This window comes from Streptomyces sp. S4.7 (assembly GCF_010384365.1).
Classification (GTDB): Bacteria; Actinomycetota; Actinomycetes; order Streptomycetales; family Streptomycetaceae; genus Streptomyces.
Genome location: NZ_CP048397.1, coordinates 4,056,035 through 4,072,911 on the forward strand (window position 1 = coordinate 4,056,035; position 16,877 = coordinate 4,072,911).

At 71.2% G+C, this 16,877-nt stretch carries 17 protein-coding genes; 16 read left to right on the forward strand and 1 reads right to left on the reverse strand.

Annotated features, from left to right (window positions below):
• Positions 1 to 104 precede the first annotated feature (104 nt).
• From SSPS47_RS18035 to SSPS47_RS18045, 3 genes are all read left to right on the forward strand, one after another.
• Positions 105 to 779 (forward strand): hypothetical protein, encoded by a 675-nt coding sequence (locus tag SSPS47_RS18035; protein ID WP_239064956.1) that lies wholly within the window; start codon positions 105 to 107, stop codon positions 777 to 779.
• 125 nt (positions 780 to 904) lie between these two features.
• Entirely contained in the window at positions 905 to 2,146 is a 1,242-nt protein-coding gene (locus SSPS47_RS18040; RefSeq protein ID WP_164254673.1) for a SpoIIE family protein phosphatase, read from the forward strand.
• Between the two features lie 117 nt (positions 2,147 to 2,263).
• Positions 2,264 to 2,848: a TerD family protein gene (locus SSPS47_RS18045; protein WP_164251991.1), complete on the forward strand. Its 585-nt coding sequence runs from the start codon at positions 2,264 to 2,266 to the stop codon at positions 2,846 to 2,848.
• A gap of 217 nt (positions 2,849 to 3,065) precedes the next feature.
• Here the strand turns inward: SSPS47_RS18045 and SSPS47_RS18050 are convergent, their stop codons facing one another.
• On the reverse strand, positions 3,066 to 4,319 hold the full coding sequence (locus SSPS47_RS18050) for an MFS transporter (RefSeq protein ID WP_164254675.1): 1,254 nt from the start codon (positions 4,317 to 4,319) through the stop codon (positions 3,066 to 3,068).
• A 260-nt stretch (positions 4,320 to 4,579) separates the two neighbouring features.
• On the opposite strand from SSPS47_RS18050, the gene SSPS47_RS18055 reads away from it, so the two are divergent.
• The 13 genes from SSPS47_RS18055 to SSPS47_RS18115 all read left to right on the forward strand — a co-directional run bounded on the left by SSPS47_RS18055 (position 4,580) and on the right by SSPS47_RS18115 (position 16,840).
• Entirely contained in the window at positions 4,580 to 5,317 is a 738-nt protein-coding gene (locus SSPS47_RS18055) for a methyltransferase (RefSeq protein WP_147873421.1), read from the forward strand.
• An 80-nt stretch (positions 5,318 to 5,397) separates the two neighbouring features.
• Positions 5,398 to 6,192 (forward strand): DUF364 domain-containing protein, encoded by a 795-nt coding sequence (locus tag SSPS47_RS18060; protein ID WP_239065290.1) that lies wholly within the window; start codon positions 5,398 to 5,400, stop codon positions 6,190 to 6,192.
• 47 nt (positions 6,193 to 6,239) lie between these two features.
• Complete coding sequence (locus SSPS47_RS18065) at positions 6,240 to 7,313, forward strand: GHMP kinase (RefSeq protein ID WP_164251993.1); 1,074 nt, start codon at positions 6,240 to 6,242, stop codon at positions 7,311 to 7,313.
• Complete coding sequence (locus SSPS47_RS18070) at positions 7,234 to 8,262, forward strand: pyridoxal-phosphate dependent enzyme (protein WP_164251994.1); 1,029 nt, start codon at positions 7,234 to 7,236, stop codon at positions 8,260 to 8,262. The genes SSPS47_RS18065 and SSPS47_RS18070 overlap by 80 nt, the downstream gene beginning before the upstream one ends.
• 137 nt (positions 8,263 to 8,399) lie before the next feature.
• The gene (locus SSPS47_RS18075; protein WP_164254678.1) at positions 8,400 to 9,413 is read left to right on the forward strand and encodes an iron ABC transporter permease; all 1,014 of its coding nucleotides are present in this window, start codon (positions 8,400 to 8,402) and stop codon (positions 9,411 to 9,413) included.
• 1 nt (position 9,414) lies between these two features.
• A complete protein-coding gene (locus SSPS47_RS18080) occupies positions 9,415 to 10,188 on the forward strand; it encodes an ABC transporter ATP-binding protein (RefSeq protein WP_164251995.1) in 774 nt (257 codons plus the stop codon).
• 40 nt (positions 10,189 to 10,228) lie between these two features.
• Positions 10,229 to 11,230 carry an ABC transporter substrate-binding protein gene (locus SSPS47_RS18085; protein WP_239064957.1) on the forward strand — a complete coding sequence of 334 codons (1,002 nt, stop codon included), beginning with the start codon at positions 10,229 to 10,231 and terminating at the stop codon, positions 11,228 to 11,230.
• A 154-nt stretch (positions 11,231 to 11,384) separates the two neighbouring features.
• Positions 11,385 to 12,932: a cryptochrome/photolyase family protein gene (locus tag SSPS47_RS18090; RefSeq protein ID WP_164251997.1), complete on the forward strand. Its 1,548-nt coding sequence runs from the start codon at positions 11,385 to 11,387 to the stop codon at positions 12,930 to 12,932.
• A gap of 217 nt (positions 12,933 to 13,149) precedes the next feature.
• The gene (locus SSPS47_RS18095; RefSeq protein WP_164251998.1) at positions 13,150 to 13,746 is read left to right on the forward strand and encodes a hypothetical protein; all 597 of its coding nucleotides are present in this window, start codon (positions 13,150 to 13,152) and stop codon (positions 13,744 to 13,746) included.
• 224 nt (positions 13,747 to 13,970) lie between these two features.
• Positions 13,971 to 14,915 carry a DUF5996 family protein gene (locus SSPS47_RS18100; protein ID WP_164251999.1) on the forward strand — a complete coding sequence of 315 codons (945 nt, stop codon included), beginning with the start codon at positions 13,971 to 13,973 and terminating at the stop codon, positions 14,913 to 14,915.
• 74 nt (positions 14,916 to 14,989) lie between these two features.
• Positions 14,990 to 15,469, forward strand: a complete 480-nt coding sequence (locus tag SSPS47_RS18105) for a VOC family protein (RefSeq protein WP_164252000.1) — start codon at positions 14,990 to 14,992, stop codon at positions 15,467 to 15,469.
• A 138-nt stretch (positions 15,470 to 15,607) separates the two neighbouring features.
• On the forward strand, positions 15,608 to 15,856 hold the full coding sequence (locus tag SSPS47_RS18110) for an SCO4226 family nickel-binding protein (RefSeq protein WP_164252001.1): 249 nt from the start codon (positions 15,608 to 15,610) through the stop codon (positions 15,854 to 15,856).
• Positions 15,857 to 16,066: 210 nt separating this feature from the next.
• Positions 16,067 to 16,840 carry a polysaccharide deacetylase family protein gene (locus tag SSPS47_RS18115; protein ID WP_164252002.1) on the forward strand — a complete coding sequence of 258 codons (774 nt, stop codon included), beginning with the start codon at positions 16,067 to 16,069 and terminating at the stop codon, positions 16,838 to 16,840.
• Positions 16,841 to 16,877 lie beyond the last annotated feature (37 nt).

Here is a 16,877-nt window from a genome sequence, read left to right on the forward strand (position 1 = left end):
TTCCACCCCTGTCGCGGTGTCTTGCCTGGTCAGGGCGGGTCCGCCAATGCTGGTGATCGTTCAGCCGACCACGATCACCAGCACTGCCGACGGGGAGCCAGACCATGACGACCAAGACCGGGACCACCACCACGAACGTGAGAACGTACGCGAACACGAAGGCGAACACGAAGTCGTACGTGAACGCGGTCCGCACCGCCGTACTGACCGCCGCGGTGACGGGCCTGACCCTCGCCTCACTCGCCACCGCCACCGCGGCCGGCCCGGCGCCGAAGTTCCTCTCCGCGGGGCAGCTGCCCGCCGCCAGTACCCCGTGGGTCGCCGACGCGGTACAGCAGGGCCTGCCGGAGTACGGCTCCGTGTGCACCGAGGGAGTCGCCCCGGCGGCGGGCACCTCCTACCGGGACTTCCGTACCGACCTGGACACCAACGGCCGCCAGACCACCACCGTCGCCGCCACCGAGGCCAAGGCGAAGACTCTGGCCACCAAGCTGAAGCAGCGGATCGCGGGCTGCCTCGACCGGCTCGCGGTGGCGTACCCGGGCACCGTCGGCGAGGCGTTCTACCACGGCGGGATCGCCGTCGAGGAGGGCGCCGACGTCTACAACGTCGACACCTCCCACCCCGAGACCGGCACCGCCGACGCGCACCTGATCTCCGTGGGCCGCGACGGCCGCACCGTCACCGTCCTGGAGGTCAGCCACCTCGGCCGGACCCTCTCCGAAGAGGTCGGCCCCTTTTGTAACAGCACCCGCACCGCCGTCGCCAAGCTCTACTGATCACCCGGCACTGATCGACCCCGCACCGTCCGGCCACATCCGCGCCTCGCGCGGCGCGGATGTGGCCGGGCGGAATGGGCCTTAGTTTGGAGGGGGGAAAGGGAGCAGCGGGCAGGTCAGGAGCGATCATGCCGGACATCGACTACGCCGTTCTGTTCCAGGCGCTGCCCAGCCCCTACCTGATCCTCGACCCGCACCTGGTGATCCTCGACGCCAATGCCGCCTATCAGCGTGTCGCGTCCCTCCACCGGGACCAGCTTCTCGGCCGCTACATCTTCGACGCGTTCCCCGACAACCCCCACGACCCGGACGCGGACGGGGTCAGGAACCTCTCCGCCTCGTTCGCCCGCGTTCTGGCGAGCGGCGAGCCCGACACCATGGCGCTTCAGCGCTACGACGTCCGGGATCCGCGGCGGGCGGGCCGGTTCACGGAGCACTGGTGGTCCCCGGTGAACACCCCGGTGGTCGACTCGCAGGGCGAGGTGACATGCATCATTCACCGTGCCGAGGATGTCACCGCCTTCGTGCGCTCCCGGCGCTTCCGCAACCAGGGCGGCGGGGAGCTGACCTCGCGCGAGGAGGGCATGGAGGCCGAGCTCTACGCCCGTGCCCGTAAGCTCCAACGGCTCAACGAGGAGCTGCGGCTCGCCCATGGCCGGGAGCGGCAGGTGGCGGTCACGCTCCAGGAAGCGATGCTGCACTCGCCGGACCTGGCCCGCCACCCGAACATCGCCGTGCGCTACCTCCCCGCCATCGGCTCGCTCAATGTGTGCGGGGACTGGTACGACACGGTCGATCTCTCCGATTCCCGGTTCGCCGTCGCCGTGGGTGATGTGGTCGGCCACGGACTCGAGGCCGCCACCGTCATGGGCATGCTCCGCAGCGCGCTCTCCGCCGTCAGCCGCACCGTCACCGGCCCCGCCCAGGCTCTGGAGATCCTCGGCCTGTACGCCCGCTCCCTCGACGGCGCCATGGCCACGACCGCCGTCACGGCCATGGTGGACGCCCGCAGCAACCTCATCATGTACAGCAGCGCCGGCCACCCACCGCCGGTCCTGCTGCACCGCGACGGCAGCTACGAGCTCCTCGACAAGGCCACCGACCCACCCCTCGGAGCCCGCGTCGAGCACGTACTCCGCCCCCAGGCCGGCATCACCTACGAGGTCGGGGACACCCTCGTCCTCTACACCGACGGTCTGATCGAGCGCCGGGGCGAGGACATCGACGCGGGCCTGACCCGGCTCACCGACGCGCTCGCCACCTGCGCCGATGTCAGTCCGGAGACTCTGGCCGACACGCTCCTGGAACACCTCCACCTCACGGCAGGCTCCAGCGACGACATCGCCCTGGTCGTCATCCGCCTGTAGGTCCCGTCCGTGCGAGCGTCATGCCCGTGGCACCGGCCGCGCCCTGCTTGACCGGGCGTGCATCGCACCAGGCACACTTCAGGTATCGCACTATTCCGGCCATCAGAAGGATTAGGCATGATCACGCTGACGAAGGAAGACGGTCCCGCCGACCTGGACGGGGTGACGCATCTGTCCATCGGGGTGTCCTGGGACCCGACCGTGGGAAGCAGCGGGGGAGTCCTGGGCAAGCTCCGGCAGAAGGCCGGCACCGACCTCGACCTGATCGCGATCGCGGTGCAGGGCGCGGATCCGGTACGGCTGGCGGGGCTGGACTCCCTGGACCCGCTGGGGAACGGTTCGCTGCTGCACAGCGGCGACAACCAGACGGGCAAGGGCGACGGCGACGACGAGACCGTCACCGTCGAGTTCTCCCGCATACCGGCCAACATCACGTCGATCGTGTTCATAGCCGCCGCGTACAAGAAGCGCAGCTCCTTCCAGAACGCGCGCAACATCAGCTTCAAGGTGTACGACGCGACGGGCGGCAGCACCCAGCAGGTCGCCGACATCTGGCCGAGCCTGCTCAGCAACGACAACGGGTGCGTCGTGGCCAAGGCGGTGCGTGAGGGCGCCGGCTGGAAGCTCCAGGTGATCAACGAGACGGGGAAGATCAAGCAGGGGGACGAGCAGGCCCTGATGCGTTTCGCCGTCAGCAAGTAGCGGCAAGTAGCGGCAAGTAGCGGCCGGGCGGAGCGCCGCCGTCCGGGCAGGCTCCGCCGCCGGACCACCTGGGCCCGTTCGCCGGTGCCGCCTCCCGCGTGCCGGTGGCGTGGCCCCGGGTGGGGCCCGGCTGCCGTGAGAGGCCGCCGGGCGAATCTCCGGCCCCGGTGATCGGGGCGGGCGTTCTCCGGCCCGCGGAACCGGGCAGTCCCGGTGCTCAGGGCGCCCCCGCTTCCCGGGCCCGGCGGGAGGAGAAGTGGCGTGCGCTGGGTACGAGGGCGGCGGCGGCCGGGGCCGCGAAGCAGATCAGCGCGCAGACGGTGAGTACGGCGCGGGGGCCGAAGGCGTCGATCGCCGGGGCGATGAGCGCCAGGCCGACCGGCGCGAGACCGTACGACAGCATGAAGTCGAGCGAGGAGACGCGGGCGAGTCTGTCGGGTGCCACCTCGCGCTGAGTGGCGGTGAACCAGGGGACGTTGAAGAGTTCGATGCCGACTCCGGCGACGGCGTAGGCGGCGACGACGACCGCGGGGTGCACCGGGAAGAGAAGGCTCAGCGGCGCGAATCCGTAGGCGGCCAGCCCGGCGAGGGCGGCCCAGCCCTGGGAGGGCGGGCGCCAGCGGGCGATGAGCAGCGCGGCGGCGAGGGCTCCGGCGGTGTAGGCGGTGGTGGCCGCCGCGAGGACCACACCGGTGTCGTACCGGTCCCTGCTGACCAGGGGCAGCGCGACCCCGGTCGCGGAGTAGCCGGTGGCGATGACGGCGGTCAGCGCGGCGAGCGTGGCGATGAACCAGGGGTGCCTGCGCGCCTCACGTACCCCGTCCGCGAACTCCGCCAGGAACGACGGGCGTCGGGATGAAGGTACGGCGTCGGGCCCGCCGTCGGGCGCGTGGGTGCCGCGCCCGGGGGTGAGCGCGGCGACGAGCCAGAGTGCCCCGATGCCCAGGAGCAGTGCCCCGGTGCCGAGGGCGACCGCGAGCAGAGCGGTGAGGGCGGGACCCGCGAGGGTGCTGACCCGGACGGAGAGCGTCATGGCCGCGTTGGCCTGCTGCCTGCGTCCGTCGTCGACGACTTCCGCCGTGAGCGCCTGGAAGGCGGGCCGGCAGGCGCCCTGCCCGGCTCCGGCGAGCGCGGCGGCGAGCGCCATCAGGGGAAGCGAGCGCCCCAGTCCGGCGGCGAGGAGCGGTGCGGAGGCCGCGGCCGCGAGCCCTGACCACAGGACGACTCCGCGCCGTGAGTGCCGGTCCGCCAGCACCCCGCCCACGGGGACCGCCGCGAGGAATCCGAGGGTGCGGGCGGCCAGGAGCAGGCCGAGCGCGGCGGGTGACAGCGTCCGGTCGAGTACGGCGAGGCCGAGCACGAACGGCAGGGCCCAAGTGGCGAGCCCCGAGGCGGTGGCGCCCGTCCACAGCCGCAGGAACGCGGTGTCCCGCAGTACGGAACACGCGGGCGGTGGGGCGGACTTGGCGATTTCTGTCGTGCGGGGTGCGGTCGGCACGGTGTGACGCTCCTGACATCGGGGGCCGGCTGATACGGCTCCGCCACCGTCAAGTGCCCGTGGGGCGGGGCGTGGTGACGCACGGGACTGCGGCGGAGTCACGGAACGGCGTGGCCGCCCGCGGCTGCTCAAGGGTAGCAAGATGAAAATGATTATCGTTATAGTGCGGTCTGGCTCGCCTCTCCCTGCCAGGGGCACGGCCATATCTGCCCCCTCTCGCACCGGAGGACCCGATGGACCCGACAGCGACCGGACCCGCTCTGCTGGAACAGCTCCCACCGCCCCTCCCCGCGGCGCGGATCATCGCGCTCAACCAGCCGAGGACCGATCCGCACACCACCCGCGCCTACACCTGGGAGGGCTGGGACTTCGAGGCACCGCCGGGTGTCTTCCTGCCGGGCGCGACCAGCCGGATGATCCACGAGCGGCTGCTCGACGGCCGGATCGAGGTACGCGGGCGCCGATACGGTGCCATGGGCGCCGGGTTGGGGGTCGAGGCCGTCGCCGCCGGAGTCCGCGGGGCCCGCGAGATCTACGCGATGGACATCCACGCCGAGAGCGTGGAGACCGCCGCCCGCCACTACCGGCGGCTCGTCGGCGCCCGCGAGGGCACCGACTTCGTCCCCGTCGTGGGCGACATGTTCGACGGCCTGGCGCCGGGTGTGCGGCTGGACGTCATCACGTTCAACCCGCCCGCGGTCAGCCAACGGGTCAGCGACGACCCGGCCGTCGTGCGCAACGTCTGTGCGGGCGCGCCCCTCGTGGCGCGGTTCTTCACCCGGATCCGCGACCGGGACCTGCTCGCCGACGGCGGTGAGGTCTTCCTCGTCGTCTCCAACACCGCCGACCTGCGCACGATCGTGGGTGACGCCCTGGACCAGGGGTTCACCGCGGAGATCGACCATCTGCACGACTGGCAGGACGGCGTCCTGACCTTCCTGTTCCGGCTGACCCGGGGAGCCCGGTCATGACCGCGCCCACTTCCCCCGCGAGCCCCGCCGGTCCCTCCGACCTCGCGAGCCCCGCCGGCCCCCGCACCGTCGACGGCCTGATGTCCGGCGTCCTGGCGGGAGCACACGGCCCGGACCCGGCCGGTCTCACGGCCACCAGCGCGTTCTGGATCCACCACGGCACACGCCTCGCCGGGGGCGACACCACCTACCTCAACCAGTACGTACTCATCAGGCTCGGCGGATCCTTCGGAGCCTGCGCCTTCGAAGCCGGTGAGATCGACCCCGCCGTCTGCCGGGAGGCGTCCGGGATGCCCCTGGACGTACTGCTGCGGGATGCTCCCCGGCCGATCCGGATCGCCGCCCTCGACGCCTACCTCACCGAGGCCGAGCCGCATTCCCGGACGTCGCGCGCCGAGCCGGTGGCCCTGCCCGCCGGCACCCCGGAGATCCGGGCGAAGGCCCGCGACGCGGCCGTGGCCGGTCTGCTGGACATCGCACCCGGTGCGAAGGTCGGGCTCATCGGCGTGGTCAATCCGCTGGTCGCCGCGATCCGCGAGCGCGGCGGCAGCCCGCTGCTCTGCGACTTCAATCTCCGCACGACCCAGTGGGGCGACCTCGTCAGCGACAGCGCGGAGACGGTGCTGGGCGAATCCGACGCCGTCATCGCCACCGGAATGACTCTCGGCAACAACTCCTTCGACACCGTCCTCGCCCGGTGCCGCGAACGCGCCGTGCCGCTGATCGTCTACGCCCAGACGGGCAGCGCGGTGGCACGGGCCTTCCTGGGCTCGGGCGTGACCGCCCTGTCCGCCGAGCCGTTCCCGTTCTCCCAGTTCAGCGCGGAGCCGACCACGCTCTACCGCTACCGCGAGCCCGCCGGGGGCGGGGCGTGACGGCCGGAGCGGGCGGCACCGGGCCGGGCACCCCGGGCAGGGCCGGTATGTCTCCCGAGCCCGCCGTCTCCGGTACGGGGTACGCCAGTTGCCACCACGGCGAGATCCTGCAGGGCGTCTTCCTCGACGCCCGGGGCCGACGGTGCGCCGCCCTCGTCACCCTGCCGCTGACCGGCCTCGGCACCCGCGCCGACGCCGTACTGCGACCGGGCACCCCGCCAGGGAGCCACTCCGTCGACCCGCCCGACCGCACGAAGGCACTGCGCGCCGCGACCCTCGCCCTGCGGGAATGCCGCGCCCGGCGCCCTCAAGTCCCTTTCGGCAAACTGGAGTTGCGGCTCGGCGGCGACGTTCCGCTGGGACTGGGCATGGGGTCCTCCAGCAGCGATGTCATCGCCGCGGTGCGCGCGGTCGCCGACGCATGCGGGCTGCGGCTGCCGTCGCGGACCGTCGCCCGAATCGCGGTACGGGCCGAGCAGGCGTCCGATCCTCTGATGCTCGACGGCCGGCCACTGCTGTTCGCACAGCGGGAGGGCCGGGTCCTCGAAGTCCTCGGCGACGCGCTGCCGCCCGCCGTGGTGGTCGGCTGCACCCTGGGCGAGGGGCGGCCCGTGGACACCCTGTCCCTCCCGGCCCCGGCCTGCGGCGACGACGACGTGCGCGCCTACGAGCGGCTGCGCTCACTGCTGCGGCGGGCGGTGGCCGAAGGGGATGTCCGGCTGCTCGGGAAAGTCAGTACCGAAAGCGCCCGGCGCGCCCAACGGGTACTGCGCCACCGGGAGTTCGACCGCCTGACGCGCGTGGCCGAGCGGACGGGGGCGGTGGGCGTACAGATCGCTCACAGCGGCAGCGTGGCCGGGCTGCTCTTCGACCCCGCGGCCACTGACCTGGGGGCGCGCCTCCGGCGCTGCGCGGGCGCCCTGGACCGCGAAGGCATCCCCGTGACCCGGACCTTCACGACCCGCCCGTCCGCCGAACACCTCACGCCCTCCACCCGCACCACGCCCCTCACGCCGTTCACGACCAGCGAGGAGTCCCGCCATGGACGAGCACATCGCCGACGCGATCGGACGACCCGACCTGATACGCCTGGACGAAGGGCTCATCTGTCTGCGCTTTGAGTCCATGAAGGCGGTCTCCGCCACGGCGGCCGTCCGGCACCTGCTCGACACCGGCGCCGTACGGCCCGGCGACACCCTGCTGGACAGCTCCAGCGGCATCTACGCGTACGCCCTCGCCCTGGCCTGCCATCGCTACGGCATGCGCTGCCACATCATCGGCTCCACGACCGTGGACCACACGCTGCGTACGCAACTCGCCGTGCTCGGGGCGGAGTTCGAGCAGATGGACCCCAGCGACGACCTGAAGCTCGACCAGAAGCGCCGGGTCGCGCGCATCCACGAGATCCTCGCCGCGCACCCCGAGTACCACTGGATGCGCCAGTACCACGACGACATCCACTACCTCGGCTACCGGGCCGTAGCCGACCGTATCCACGAGGAGACCGGTACCGGCCCGCTCACCGTGGTCGGCGGAGTCGGATCCGGCGCCTCGACCGGGGCACTCGCCCGCCGTCTGCGGGAACACTCACCCGGCGTCGGCCTCATCGGAGTTCAGCCGTTCGGCAGCGTCACCTTCGGCAGCGAGCACGTGCCCGACCCCGACATCATCATCGCCGGGATCGGCAGCTCCATCCCCTTCGCCAATGTCGACCACACCCTCTACGACACCCTGCACTGGCTGGGCTTCGGCACCGCCCTCGCCGGCAGCGTCGACCTGCTGCGCAGGTACGCCGTCTTCGCCGGACTCTCCACCGGAGCGGCCTATCTCACCGCACGGTGGGAACGCAACCGCGACCCCGGCCGGACCTTCCTCTTCATCGCCGCCGACACCGGCCACCGCTACACCGACTCGGTCTTCGCCCGCCACCGCACGGCGCAGCCGGCCGACTCCCTCGCCCCGCGCACCGTGGCCACGCTCGACGATCTCGCCCACCCCTGGTCCCGGATGAACTGGAACCGCGCACCCGCGCCCGCGCCCGTGGCCACGCGTGAACGGCGGACCCGTTGACGCCTCGTCACTCCACGCCGACTCCCCTGCCCCCAGGGGTGGATGCCGCCGAGTCGGTCACCTCCCGGACCCCGGCAGCCGCGCCCCCGGCCGGCACCGTCGCGGGGCGGCTCCACCGTCCCGCCGCCGTCGCGGCCATGTGCGCGGCCCTCGCCGTACTGCTGTCCGGCTCCGTACTACTCGCCATCAGCCTGGGACCGGCCCCGGTCCCGCCCGCCGACACCGCCCGCTTCCTGTGGGCGGCGCTGGCCGGAGGCCGCGTCGAGGCGGCCGACATCACGACGTACCAGATCATCTGGGAGATCCGCACCCCGCGCGTGCTGCTCGCGGCCCTGGTGGGGGCCGGGCTGAGCGCGGTCGGCGTCGCCGTCCAGGCGATGGTCCGCAACGCGCTCGCGGACCCGTTCGTCCTCGGCGTCTCCTCCGGAGCCTCCGTCGGCGCCGTCGGTGTCACGGTCACCGGAGGCCTCGCGGGGCTCGGTCTCCACGCGGTGTCGGCCGGGGCGTTCGCGGGCGCGCTGTTCGCGTCCTTCCTGGTGTACGCCGCATCCTCGCGCGGCGGCGCGCTGTCCCCGCTTCGGCTCGTACTGACCGGCGTCTGCGTCTCGTTCGGACTCCAGGCCGTGATGAGCGTGATCATCTACCTCGCGCCGAGCGGCGAGGCGACCAGCACCGTCCTGTACTGGACGATGGGCAGCTTCGGCGCGGCGAGCTGGGCCGCCCTGCCGGTCGTGACCGCGGCCGTCCTGCTCGGCACAGCGGTGCTGCACCGGCAGAGCCGTTCCCTGGACGTCCTGGCACTCGGCGACGAGACCGCGGTCAGCCTCGGCATCAGCCCCGACCGGCACCGGCGGTTCCTGCTCGTCCTCGCCTCCCTGCTGACCGGAGTCATGGTCGCTGTCAGCGGCGCGATCAGCTTTGTCGGGCTGGTCATGCCGCACCTCGTACGCCTGGTGGCCGGCGCCGGACACGCCCGGGTCCTGGCCCTCGCGCCCCTGGCCGGGGCGGTGTTCATGGTGTGGGCCGACCTGATCGCCCGCACTCTGGCCGCCCCGCGCGAACTGCCGCTCGGCGTCATCACCGCGCTCGTCGGAGTACCGGTCTTCATCACCCTGATGCGCCGCAAGAGCTACCTCTTCGGGGGCCGCTGACATGGAACTCTCCCTCGACGGCGTGACGTTCGCGCTCGACGGCAGGACCCTGGTACGGGACCTGTCCCTGCACGTCGCCACCGGCCGGGTGATCGGACTCGTCGGCCCCAACGGCAGCGGCAAGTCCACCGCCCTGCGGTGCGTCTACCGCGCGCTGAGACCCACCGGCGGAACGGTGCTCGTCGACCGGCGCGACCTCGACTCACTGACGCTGCGCGAGAGCGCGCGGGCCGTCGCCGCCATGACCCAGGACAGCTCCGTGGACCTCGACTTCACCGTCGAGGAGGTCGTCGCCCTCGGCCGGGCCCCGCATCTGCGCGGCAACCAGAACCTGGGTGAACGGGAACGGGACCTGGTGACCGCCGCCATGGCCCGCCTCGGCATCGGCCATCTCGCCCACCGCGGAATCCTGACCCTCTCCGGCGGCGAACGCCAGCGCGTCCTGGTGGCCCGCGCCCTGGTCCAGGAGCCGCAGATCCTGGTCCTGGACGAGCCCACCAACCATCTCGACATCCGTCACCAGCTCGAACTGCTCTCCCTGCTGCGCGGATCGGGCCTCACCGTCCTGGTCGTCCTGCACGACCTCAACCTCGCGGCAGCCGCCTGCGACCGGCTCGCGGTCCTCTCCCAGAGCCGCCTCGTCGCCTCGGGCACCCCCGAGGAGGTCCTCACCGCCGAGCTCCTGCGGGAGGTGTTCGGCGTCCGGGCCGACGTCGTACGCCACCCGCACACCGGCGATCCCCAACTGCTGTACGTACTCCCGACCCACCCGTGAACAGCACCCGTGAACAGCACCCATGAACAGAGAGAGACCCATGTCCCCACGTCCCGCGGTACGCCGCCCCGCCCTGCTCGCCTCCGCGCTGACCGTCGCCGTCCTGCTGAGCGGCTGCGGCGCCGACATCGAGACCGACACCGAGGCAGACGCCGAGGTCAAGGTGCGCCGGTGCGGCGAGTCCGTCCCGTACACCGTCCCGAAGAAGGCCGTGGCCTACGAAGGCGGCAGCGCCGACAAGCTGTTCAGCCTCGGCCTGACCGACCACGTGCTCGGCTACGTCATGCCCCCGGCCAACCCGCCGGTGAGCGAATCCCCCTGGGCCGCCGAGTACGCCAAGGTCAAGATGCTCAGCGACGACCTCCTCAACAAGGAACTCGTCGTCTCCCACAAGTCCGACCTCGTCGTCGCCGGCTGGAACTCGGGCTTCAGCGACCAGCGCGGCATCACACCCGAGATTCTCGACAGACTCGGCATCCAGAGCTTCATGCACACCGAGAGCTGCTACAACTACCCCGGATTCCCCGAGAAGACGGCCCCCTTCGACGGCCTCTACACCGACCTCGAACGGCTCGGCCGGATCTTCCGCGTGGAGGACAGGGCGACCGAGGTCGTCGACGCCCTCAAAGAGCGTGTGGACAAGGTCGGTTCGGCCGCGCCGAAGACCGACCCCCTGCCGGTGTTCCTCTACGACTCCGGCACGGACCAGCCGTTCACGGCCGGCAGCCAGGTCCCGCCCAACGACATCATCAAGACCGCCGGAGCCCGGAACATCTTCGACGGCCTCGACGAGCGCTGGACCCAGGTGAGCTGGGAAGCCGTCACGCGGGCGGCGCCCGAGGTGATCATCATCCTCGACTACGGCGACCAGCCCGCGAAGGAGAAGATCGACTTCCTGAGGAAATCCCCCCGCACGAGCGAACTTCCGGCCGTGCGGAAGAACCAGTTCTTCGTCCTCGACTACAACGAGGGCATCAGCGGCCCGCGGAACATCGACGGCCTGGAGAAGTTCGCGTCCTACCTCACCACGCTGAAGCGGTGAAGCGGTGAAGCGCTGAAGTGCGGAATCCTGGCATCGCCGACGCCGCGCCGGTCCGACGGAGTGTCGGCGTACGGGTACGGGCGGCGGCTGACAGCATCGGTCGGGCACCTCGTCGCCACCCCCGCGCGGGGACGCGACCGCGAGAGGCAGACCCATGACGCCACGCCCCCACTGGCTGTTCGGGGACCAACTCGGTCCGCGTTTCGTCGACCCGCGTCACGGCGGCCCCGACGCCAGGGCACCGCTGATCATGATCGAGGCGCGCTCGGTGCTGCGCCGGCGCCGCTTCCACCGGGCCAAAGCCCATCTGGTGCTCTCGGCGATGCGGCACCGCGCCGCCGAGCTCGGCGACCGGGTCACGTACGTCCGGGCCGAGACGTACGCCGAGGGCCTGGAGACGGCCCTCGGCCACCCGTCCTCCCGCCCGGCCACGCACGACGGGGGCGCGGGCGGCCGGCTGACGGTCTGCCACCCCACCTCGCGCCGGGCACTGGAGTTCGTCCGGGCGCGCGAGGGCGTCGAGGTCCTGCCGGCGAAGGGCTTCCTGGTCAGCCACGACGACTTCGCGGGCTGGGCCGGCCGCGGCGACGGACAAGGTCTGCGGCTGGAAGGCTTCTACCGCTGGGTTCGCGGGCAGCACGACCTGCTCATGGACGGGGACGAGCCCGTCGGCGGGCGGTGGAACCTCGACCGCGACAACCGCGAACCCCCGCCGCGCGGACAGGAGACGCTCGACGTCCCTCGCCCCTGGCAGCCGCGTGAGGACGCGATCGACGAAGAGGTCCGCCACGACCTCGACCGCTGGGAACGCGACGGCTCCGTCTCCTTCGTCGGCCGTGACGGCCCCCGACACTTTCCCGCCACCCGGCGCGAAGCGCTGTCCGCGCTGCGGCACTTCATCACCCACCGGCTGCCGGACTTCGGCAGCCACGAGGACGCCATGCTCGCGGCCGACCCCGTGATGAGCCACAGTCTGCTGTCCGCGCCCCTGAACCTCGGACTCCTCGACCCGGCCGAATGCGTGGAACGCGCCGAGCGGGCCCACCGCGCCGGCGACGCGCCCCTCAACAGCGTCGAGGGTTTCGTCCGGCAGATCGCCGGCTGGCGCGAGTACGTCTGGCATCTCTACTGGCACTTCGGCGAGGACTACCGCCACCGCAACGCGCTGCGCCACAAGGCCCCGCTGCCCGACTGGTTCCTCGACCTGGACGCCGACGCCGTCACCGCCAACTGCCTGTCCTCCGTGCTCGCCCAGGTGCGGGACACCGGCTGGACCCACCACATCCCGCGCCTGATGGTGCTCGGCAGCCGCGCCCTCCAGGACGGCTGGGACCCGGCGGCCGTCACCGACTGGTTCCACCGCTGCTTCGTCGACGGCTACGACTGGGTGATGCTCCCCAACGTCGTCGGCATGTCCCAGTACGCCGACGGCGGCCTCATGACCACCAAGCCCTACACCTCCGGCGGCGCCTACATCCACCGGATGAGCGATCTCTGCGGCCCCTGCGCCTACCGCCCCACCGACCGCACAGGCGACCGCGCCTGCCCTTACACGGCCGGCTACTGGGCCTTCCTGCACCGCCACCGCGACCGCCTGGCGGCCAACCACCGCATGGCCCGCGCGGTCAAGGGCCTCGACCGGCTCAAGGACCTCCCGGAACTCCTCGACACGACCGCGCGACGCGCGGACGCGGCACCCTGACCTGTCGTTGGGCATTCGGCTAAGTCCGCTCCAATTTCACTTCGCAGCCGAATTGGTAACAGAGAACTCCGCCGAAACGGGCTACCGGAATAAATTGCCCACGGGGTCTGACCAGCACTGTCGCGACCGTCAAGTCAGGTGTAACGGGGGATGGTTGACCGTTTCCGTGATAGAGTTCCATTGAATTCACAGGACGCCACGAAAAAAGGGGAATGGCGTGAATACCGAGAAGGTCACGGCTCGACGTCTTAAGGCCGAAGAGGTTGCGGAGTTGGGCCTCCAGGACGGCATCTTCGTCTCGGCAGAGATGGATGGCCTTCCTCTCGACTGCTACGCCCCGGCTTTCCTCACGGAGCCGGGTAAGAATTTCGAGGGCGGATCCTTCACCGCGAGGACCTCCTTCGGCCGGGAAATCCACGTCCTCCCGGACAACGCCGAAGAGCGCGGGATCTGGATTGCCGACAAGGCGGGGGAGGAAATCGAGGTTCTCCAGAGCGCGGGCGTCCTCCTGAATCTCGCCCTCTTCGTTCCCGACGGAAACATGGAATCCCTGGATTCGCTCTACGCCGCCGCCCGTGACGCCTTCGGCGCGGGAATCGTCCAGCGCTGGAGCGAAGAAGTCGTCGCGGTACCGGACGTCAAGGTCGACCTGTTCGAGGAGCCGGCCCGCGGCCGCAAGAACGCGAGCAGCCAGCGCGACCGCCGCGCCCTGGACATCTACCCGACCCGAGTGCGATTCCTGGAGCCCAGCGACGGCTGGAAGTTCATCGTCGAACCGCACAAGGAGGTCGTCGACGACACCCCGACGATCTGACCTGACACCGGACTGAGGACCACGCCGGCGCGGCTGTCACCGGCGGCTCGAAAAGACGCCCGGCCGGGAAACCCCGGCCGGGCGTCCGACCTCGCCGAACTTGCGGGGGGTGCGGAAGGCTGCGCAGGGTGGAGGAGCGGGGGTGGCGCCGCGGCCGATGCTCCGGCCGGGCCGACGGCGTACGCGGGGAGTTGTCCGACGCCGCCGAGCAGAGGACCACGATCATGGGAACGACGGAAACCTCCCTGACCCGGTCGGCGTGGCCGCGGTTGCGCGTCGACGAATGGGTCGAGACCCGCGACACGCTGCACATGTGGGTACAGATCGTGGGCAAGGTCCGGCTGGCACACGCCCCGCTGCTCAACCACTGGTGGCAGGTGGCCCTTTATGTGACCCCCCGGGGGCTGACCACCTCCGCCGTCCCCTACGGCGTCGGGGCCTTCGACGTCGAGTTCGACTTCGTCGACCACATGTTGCGTGTCCGCACCAGTGAAGGCGGCGCCCACTCCATCGCACTGGAGTCCATGCCGGTGGCCGACTTCCACGCCCGCGTCGGGCGGACGCTGGAGGAGCTGGGCGTACCCACGGCCATCCAGGACCATCCGAACGAGGTCGAGCCGGCAGTCCCGTTCTCGACGGACTACCAGCACCACACCTACGACCCGTATGCGGCGCAGCTGTTCTGGCGGCAACTCCTCCAGGCGAACCGCGTGTTGGGGGAGTTCCGTGGTCAGTTCGTCGGCAAGGTGAGCCCGGTGCACTTCTTCTGGGGGGCCATGGACCTGGCGTGCACCCGGTTCTCCGGACGCCGCGCCCCCACACATCCCGGGGGCGCCCCGAACTGCGGTGACTGGGTGATGGTGGAGGGCTACTCGCACGAGCTGAGCAGTTGCGGGTTCTGGCCCGGCGGCGGGGAGGAGGGGGCCTTCTACTCGTACGCCTACCCGGAGCCGGCCGGGTTCGCCGACAGCCCGGTCACCCCGTCGGACGCCTTCTACAGCAGGCAGAACGGGCAGTTCCTGCTGCCGTACGAGGCGGTACGCACCGCCGACGACCCGGACCGTGCACTCGCCGGCTTCCTGCGGAGCACGTACGCGGCAGCCGCGGACGGGGCCGGATGGGACCGGGCGGCACTGGAGACGGACCCGGAGCGCTGGGCCGACCGGTGACGCTCCGGCGGCCGGGCGACAGCAGCCGAGCAGGAGCAGCGGCACCCGAGCGGAAGAACCGGAAGGACGACCTCATGACTTCCCGTGACGACTGGCCGACGCCCGCGCAGGGCCTGGTGCTGACCCACTTCCTGACCGTGCGGGACGTCGCGGTCTCCCGCCGTTTCTACGCCGACGTGTTCGGCGGGCAGGTGGTGCTGGCGGAGAACCCCTGCATCGTGAAGATCGCCAACGGCTGGATCATCATGAACCCCGGGGGCGGCCCCACCCCCGACAAGCCCGACGTCGTCCTCACCGCTCCCGAACCCGGTGACCCCGTGTCCTCCTTCCTCAACGTACGGGTGGCCGACATCGCGGCCTTCCACGAGCAGGCGACCGCCAAGGGCGCGCGATTCCTCACGGAGCCCCTCGACCGCAAGGCCGAACTCCGCTGCTACGTCAGGGACCCGGACGGCTATCTGATCGAGGTCGGTCAGGCCACCGGCATGCTGGAAGGCACCTTCGCGGATCGCACCGACCCACCGGGGAACGGGGCACGGTCGGGCACCGGCTGACTGCTCCGCGTGGCCGCTCCGGGGACCCACCGGTGAGAATTCGCCACCGCGGTCCTGCGGGCGCACGATGGAAATGACGCTCCGGCACCTCGTGATACTGAACGCCGGGACGTGAACCTAGGAAGGAGGTGCGACGTCATGACCCAGTTCATGGACGTCCACCGCGGAATGAAGGGCATCACCGCCGACCAGCTGAAGCAGGCCCACAAGGCCGACGCCGACATCGAGAGCGAAGAAGGCGTCCACTTCGAGAAGGTCTGGGCGGACCCGCGGTCCGGCACGGTCTACTGCCTCTCCGACGCCCCCTCGGCCGAGGCGGTCCAGCGCATCCACGGCCGGACGGGCCACCAGGCGGACGAGATCCACTCCGTCCCGCTGACCGCGTGACCCCGGTGACCGCGTGACCGCAACCGCCCGTCCTTGAGGCCACGTCCGTCCCCCGCCCTGTCATCCGCCTCGCGGGTCGCGGAGATCCCGCGTTTGTCGCCGGTCCCCTGCGGATTCGTCCGTGATCGGTAACAGCGGGATCTCGCGCGGGCGTTCGCCTGTCTCCTTCGTTGCAGAGTATCGGCGGAGACAGCGAAGGGGTGGGCGGACATGGCAAGGCACAAGGGAAGGGGATGGCAGGGCCGGCTTGTCGCGGCGGCGCTCGGGGTGACGGCGGTCGCCGCGGCCACCTCCATGTGGAGCGCGCAGGCCAACCCCACGGCGGCGCAGCCGAAGGCACCTGTCTCGGTCCCGGACGACCCGGACCGGAAGGTGGCCGAGGTGTCGGCGGAGATCGTCCACGCCTCTGACGGCGGCGCCCGGGGCGTCAACATCACGATCGACGACGGACCGGACCCGGCCTGGACGCCGCAGGTGCTGCAACTGCTGAAGGACAACGACACGAAGGCCACGTTCTGCATGGTGGGCACCCAGGCCCAGGCGCACCCGGACCTGGTCAAGCAGGTCGTGGCGGCCGGACACCGGCTGTGCAACCACACGGTCTCGCACGACACCACCATGGACACCAAGTCCGAGGCCTACCAGTCCCAGCAGATCCTGGACGCCGAGCGCATGATCACCAAGGCGTCGGGAGGCGTCCGCCCGCAGTACTACCGGGCACCTGGCGGCGCTTTCACCCCGTACAGCCGGGAACTCGCCGCGTCCCGGGGGATGCGCCCGCTGGGCTGGAACGTCGACTCCAAGGACTTCGAACGCCCCGGCGCGGACGCCATGGTCGCCACGGTGAAGCGGGAGATCCCCAACGGCCCGACAGTCCTGTTCCACGACGCGGGAGGCGACCGCTCCCAGACGGTGGCCGCGCTGCGCGGGGTGCTGCCGTGGCTGAGGGAGCAGGGGTACTCCTACGGTTTCCCGGAGCGGTGAACGAGTCCGACCCGTCCAAGTCCCAACACTCACAGCT

Coding starts and splice junctions, on each gene's coding strand:
- SSPS47_RS18075 (WP_164254678.1), top strand. CDS start 8,400: ATGTGCGCGGCCCTCGCCGTACTGCTGTCCGGCTCCGTACTACTCGCC.
- SSPS47_RS18045 (WP_164251991.1), top strand. CDS start 2,264: ATGATCACGCTGACGAAGGAAGACGGTCCCGCCGACCTGGACGGGGTG.
- SSPS47_RS18110 (WP_164252001.1), top strand. CDS start 15,608: ATGACCCAGTTCATGGACGTCCACCGCGGAATGAAGGGCATCACCGCC.
- SSPS47_RS18070 (WP_164251994.1), top strand. CDS start 7,234: ATGGACGAGCACATCGCCGACGCGATCGGACGACCCGACCTGATACGC.
- SSPS47_RS18090 (WP_164251997.1), top strand. CDS start 11,385: ATGACGCCACGCCCCCACTGGCTGTTCGGGGACCAACTCGGTCCGCGT.
- SSPS47_RS18115 (WP_164252002.1), top strand. CDS start 16,067: ATGGCAAGGCACAAGGGAAGGGGATGGCAGGGCCGGCTTGTCGCGGCG.
- SSPS47_RS18065 (WP_164251993.1), top strand. CDS start 6,240: ATGTCTCCCGAGCCCGCCGTCTCCGGTACGGGGTACGCCAGTTGCCAC.
- SSPS47_RS18055 (WP_147873421.1), top strand. CDS start 4,580: ATGGACCCGACAGCGACCGGACCCGCTCTGCTGGAACAGCTCCCACCG.
- SSPS47_RS18105 (WP_164252000.1), top strand. CDS start 14,990: ATGACTTCCCGTGACGACTGGCCGACGCCCGCGCAGGGCCTGGTGCTG.
- SSPS47_RS18060 (WP_239065290.1), top strand. CDS start 5,398: ATGTCCGGCGTCCTGGCGGGAGCACACGGCCCGGACCCGGCCGGTCTC.
- SSPS47_RS18080 (WP_164251995.1), top strand. CDS start 9,415: ATGGAACTCTCCCTCGACGGCGTGACGTTCGCGCTCGACGGCAGGACC.
- SSPS47_RS18085 (WP_239064957.1), top strand. CDS start 10,229: ATGTCCCCACGTCCCGCGGTACGCCGCCCCGCCCTGCTCGCCTCCGCG.
- SSPS47_RS18100 (WP_164251999.1), top strand. CDS start 13,971: ATGGGAACGACGGAAACCTCCCTGACCCGGTCGGCGTGGCCGCGGTTG.
- SSPS47_RS18035 (WP_239064956.1), top strand. CDS start 105: ATGACGACCAAGACCGGGACCACCACCACGAACGTGAGAACGTACGCG.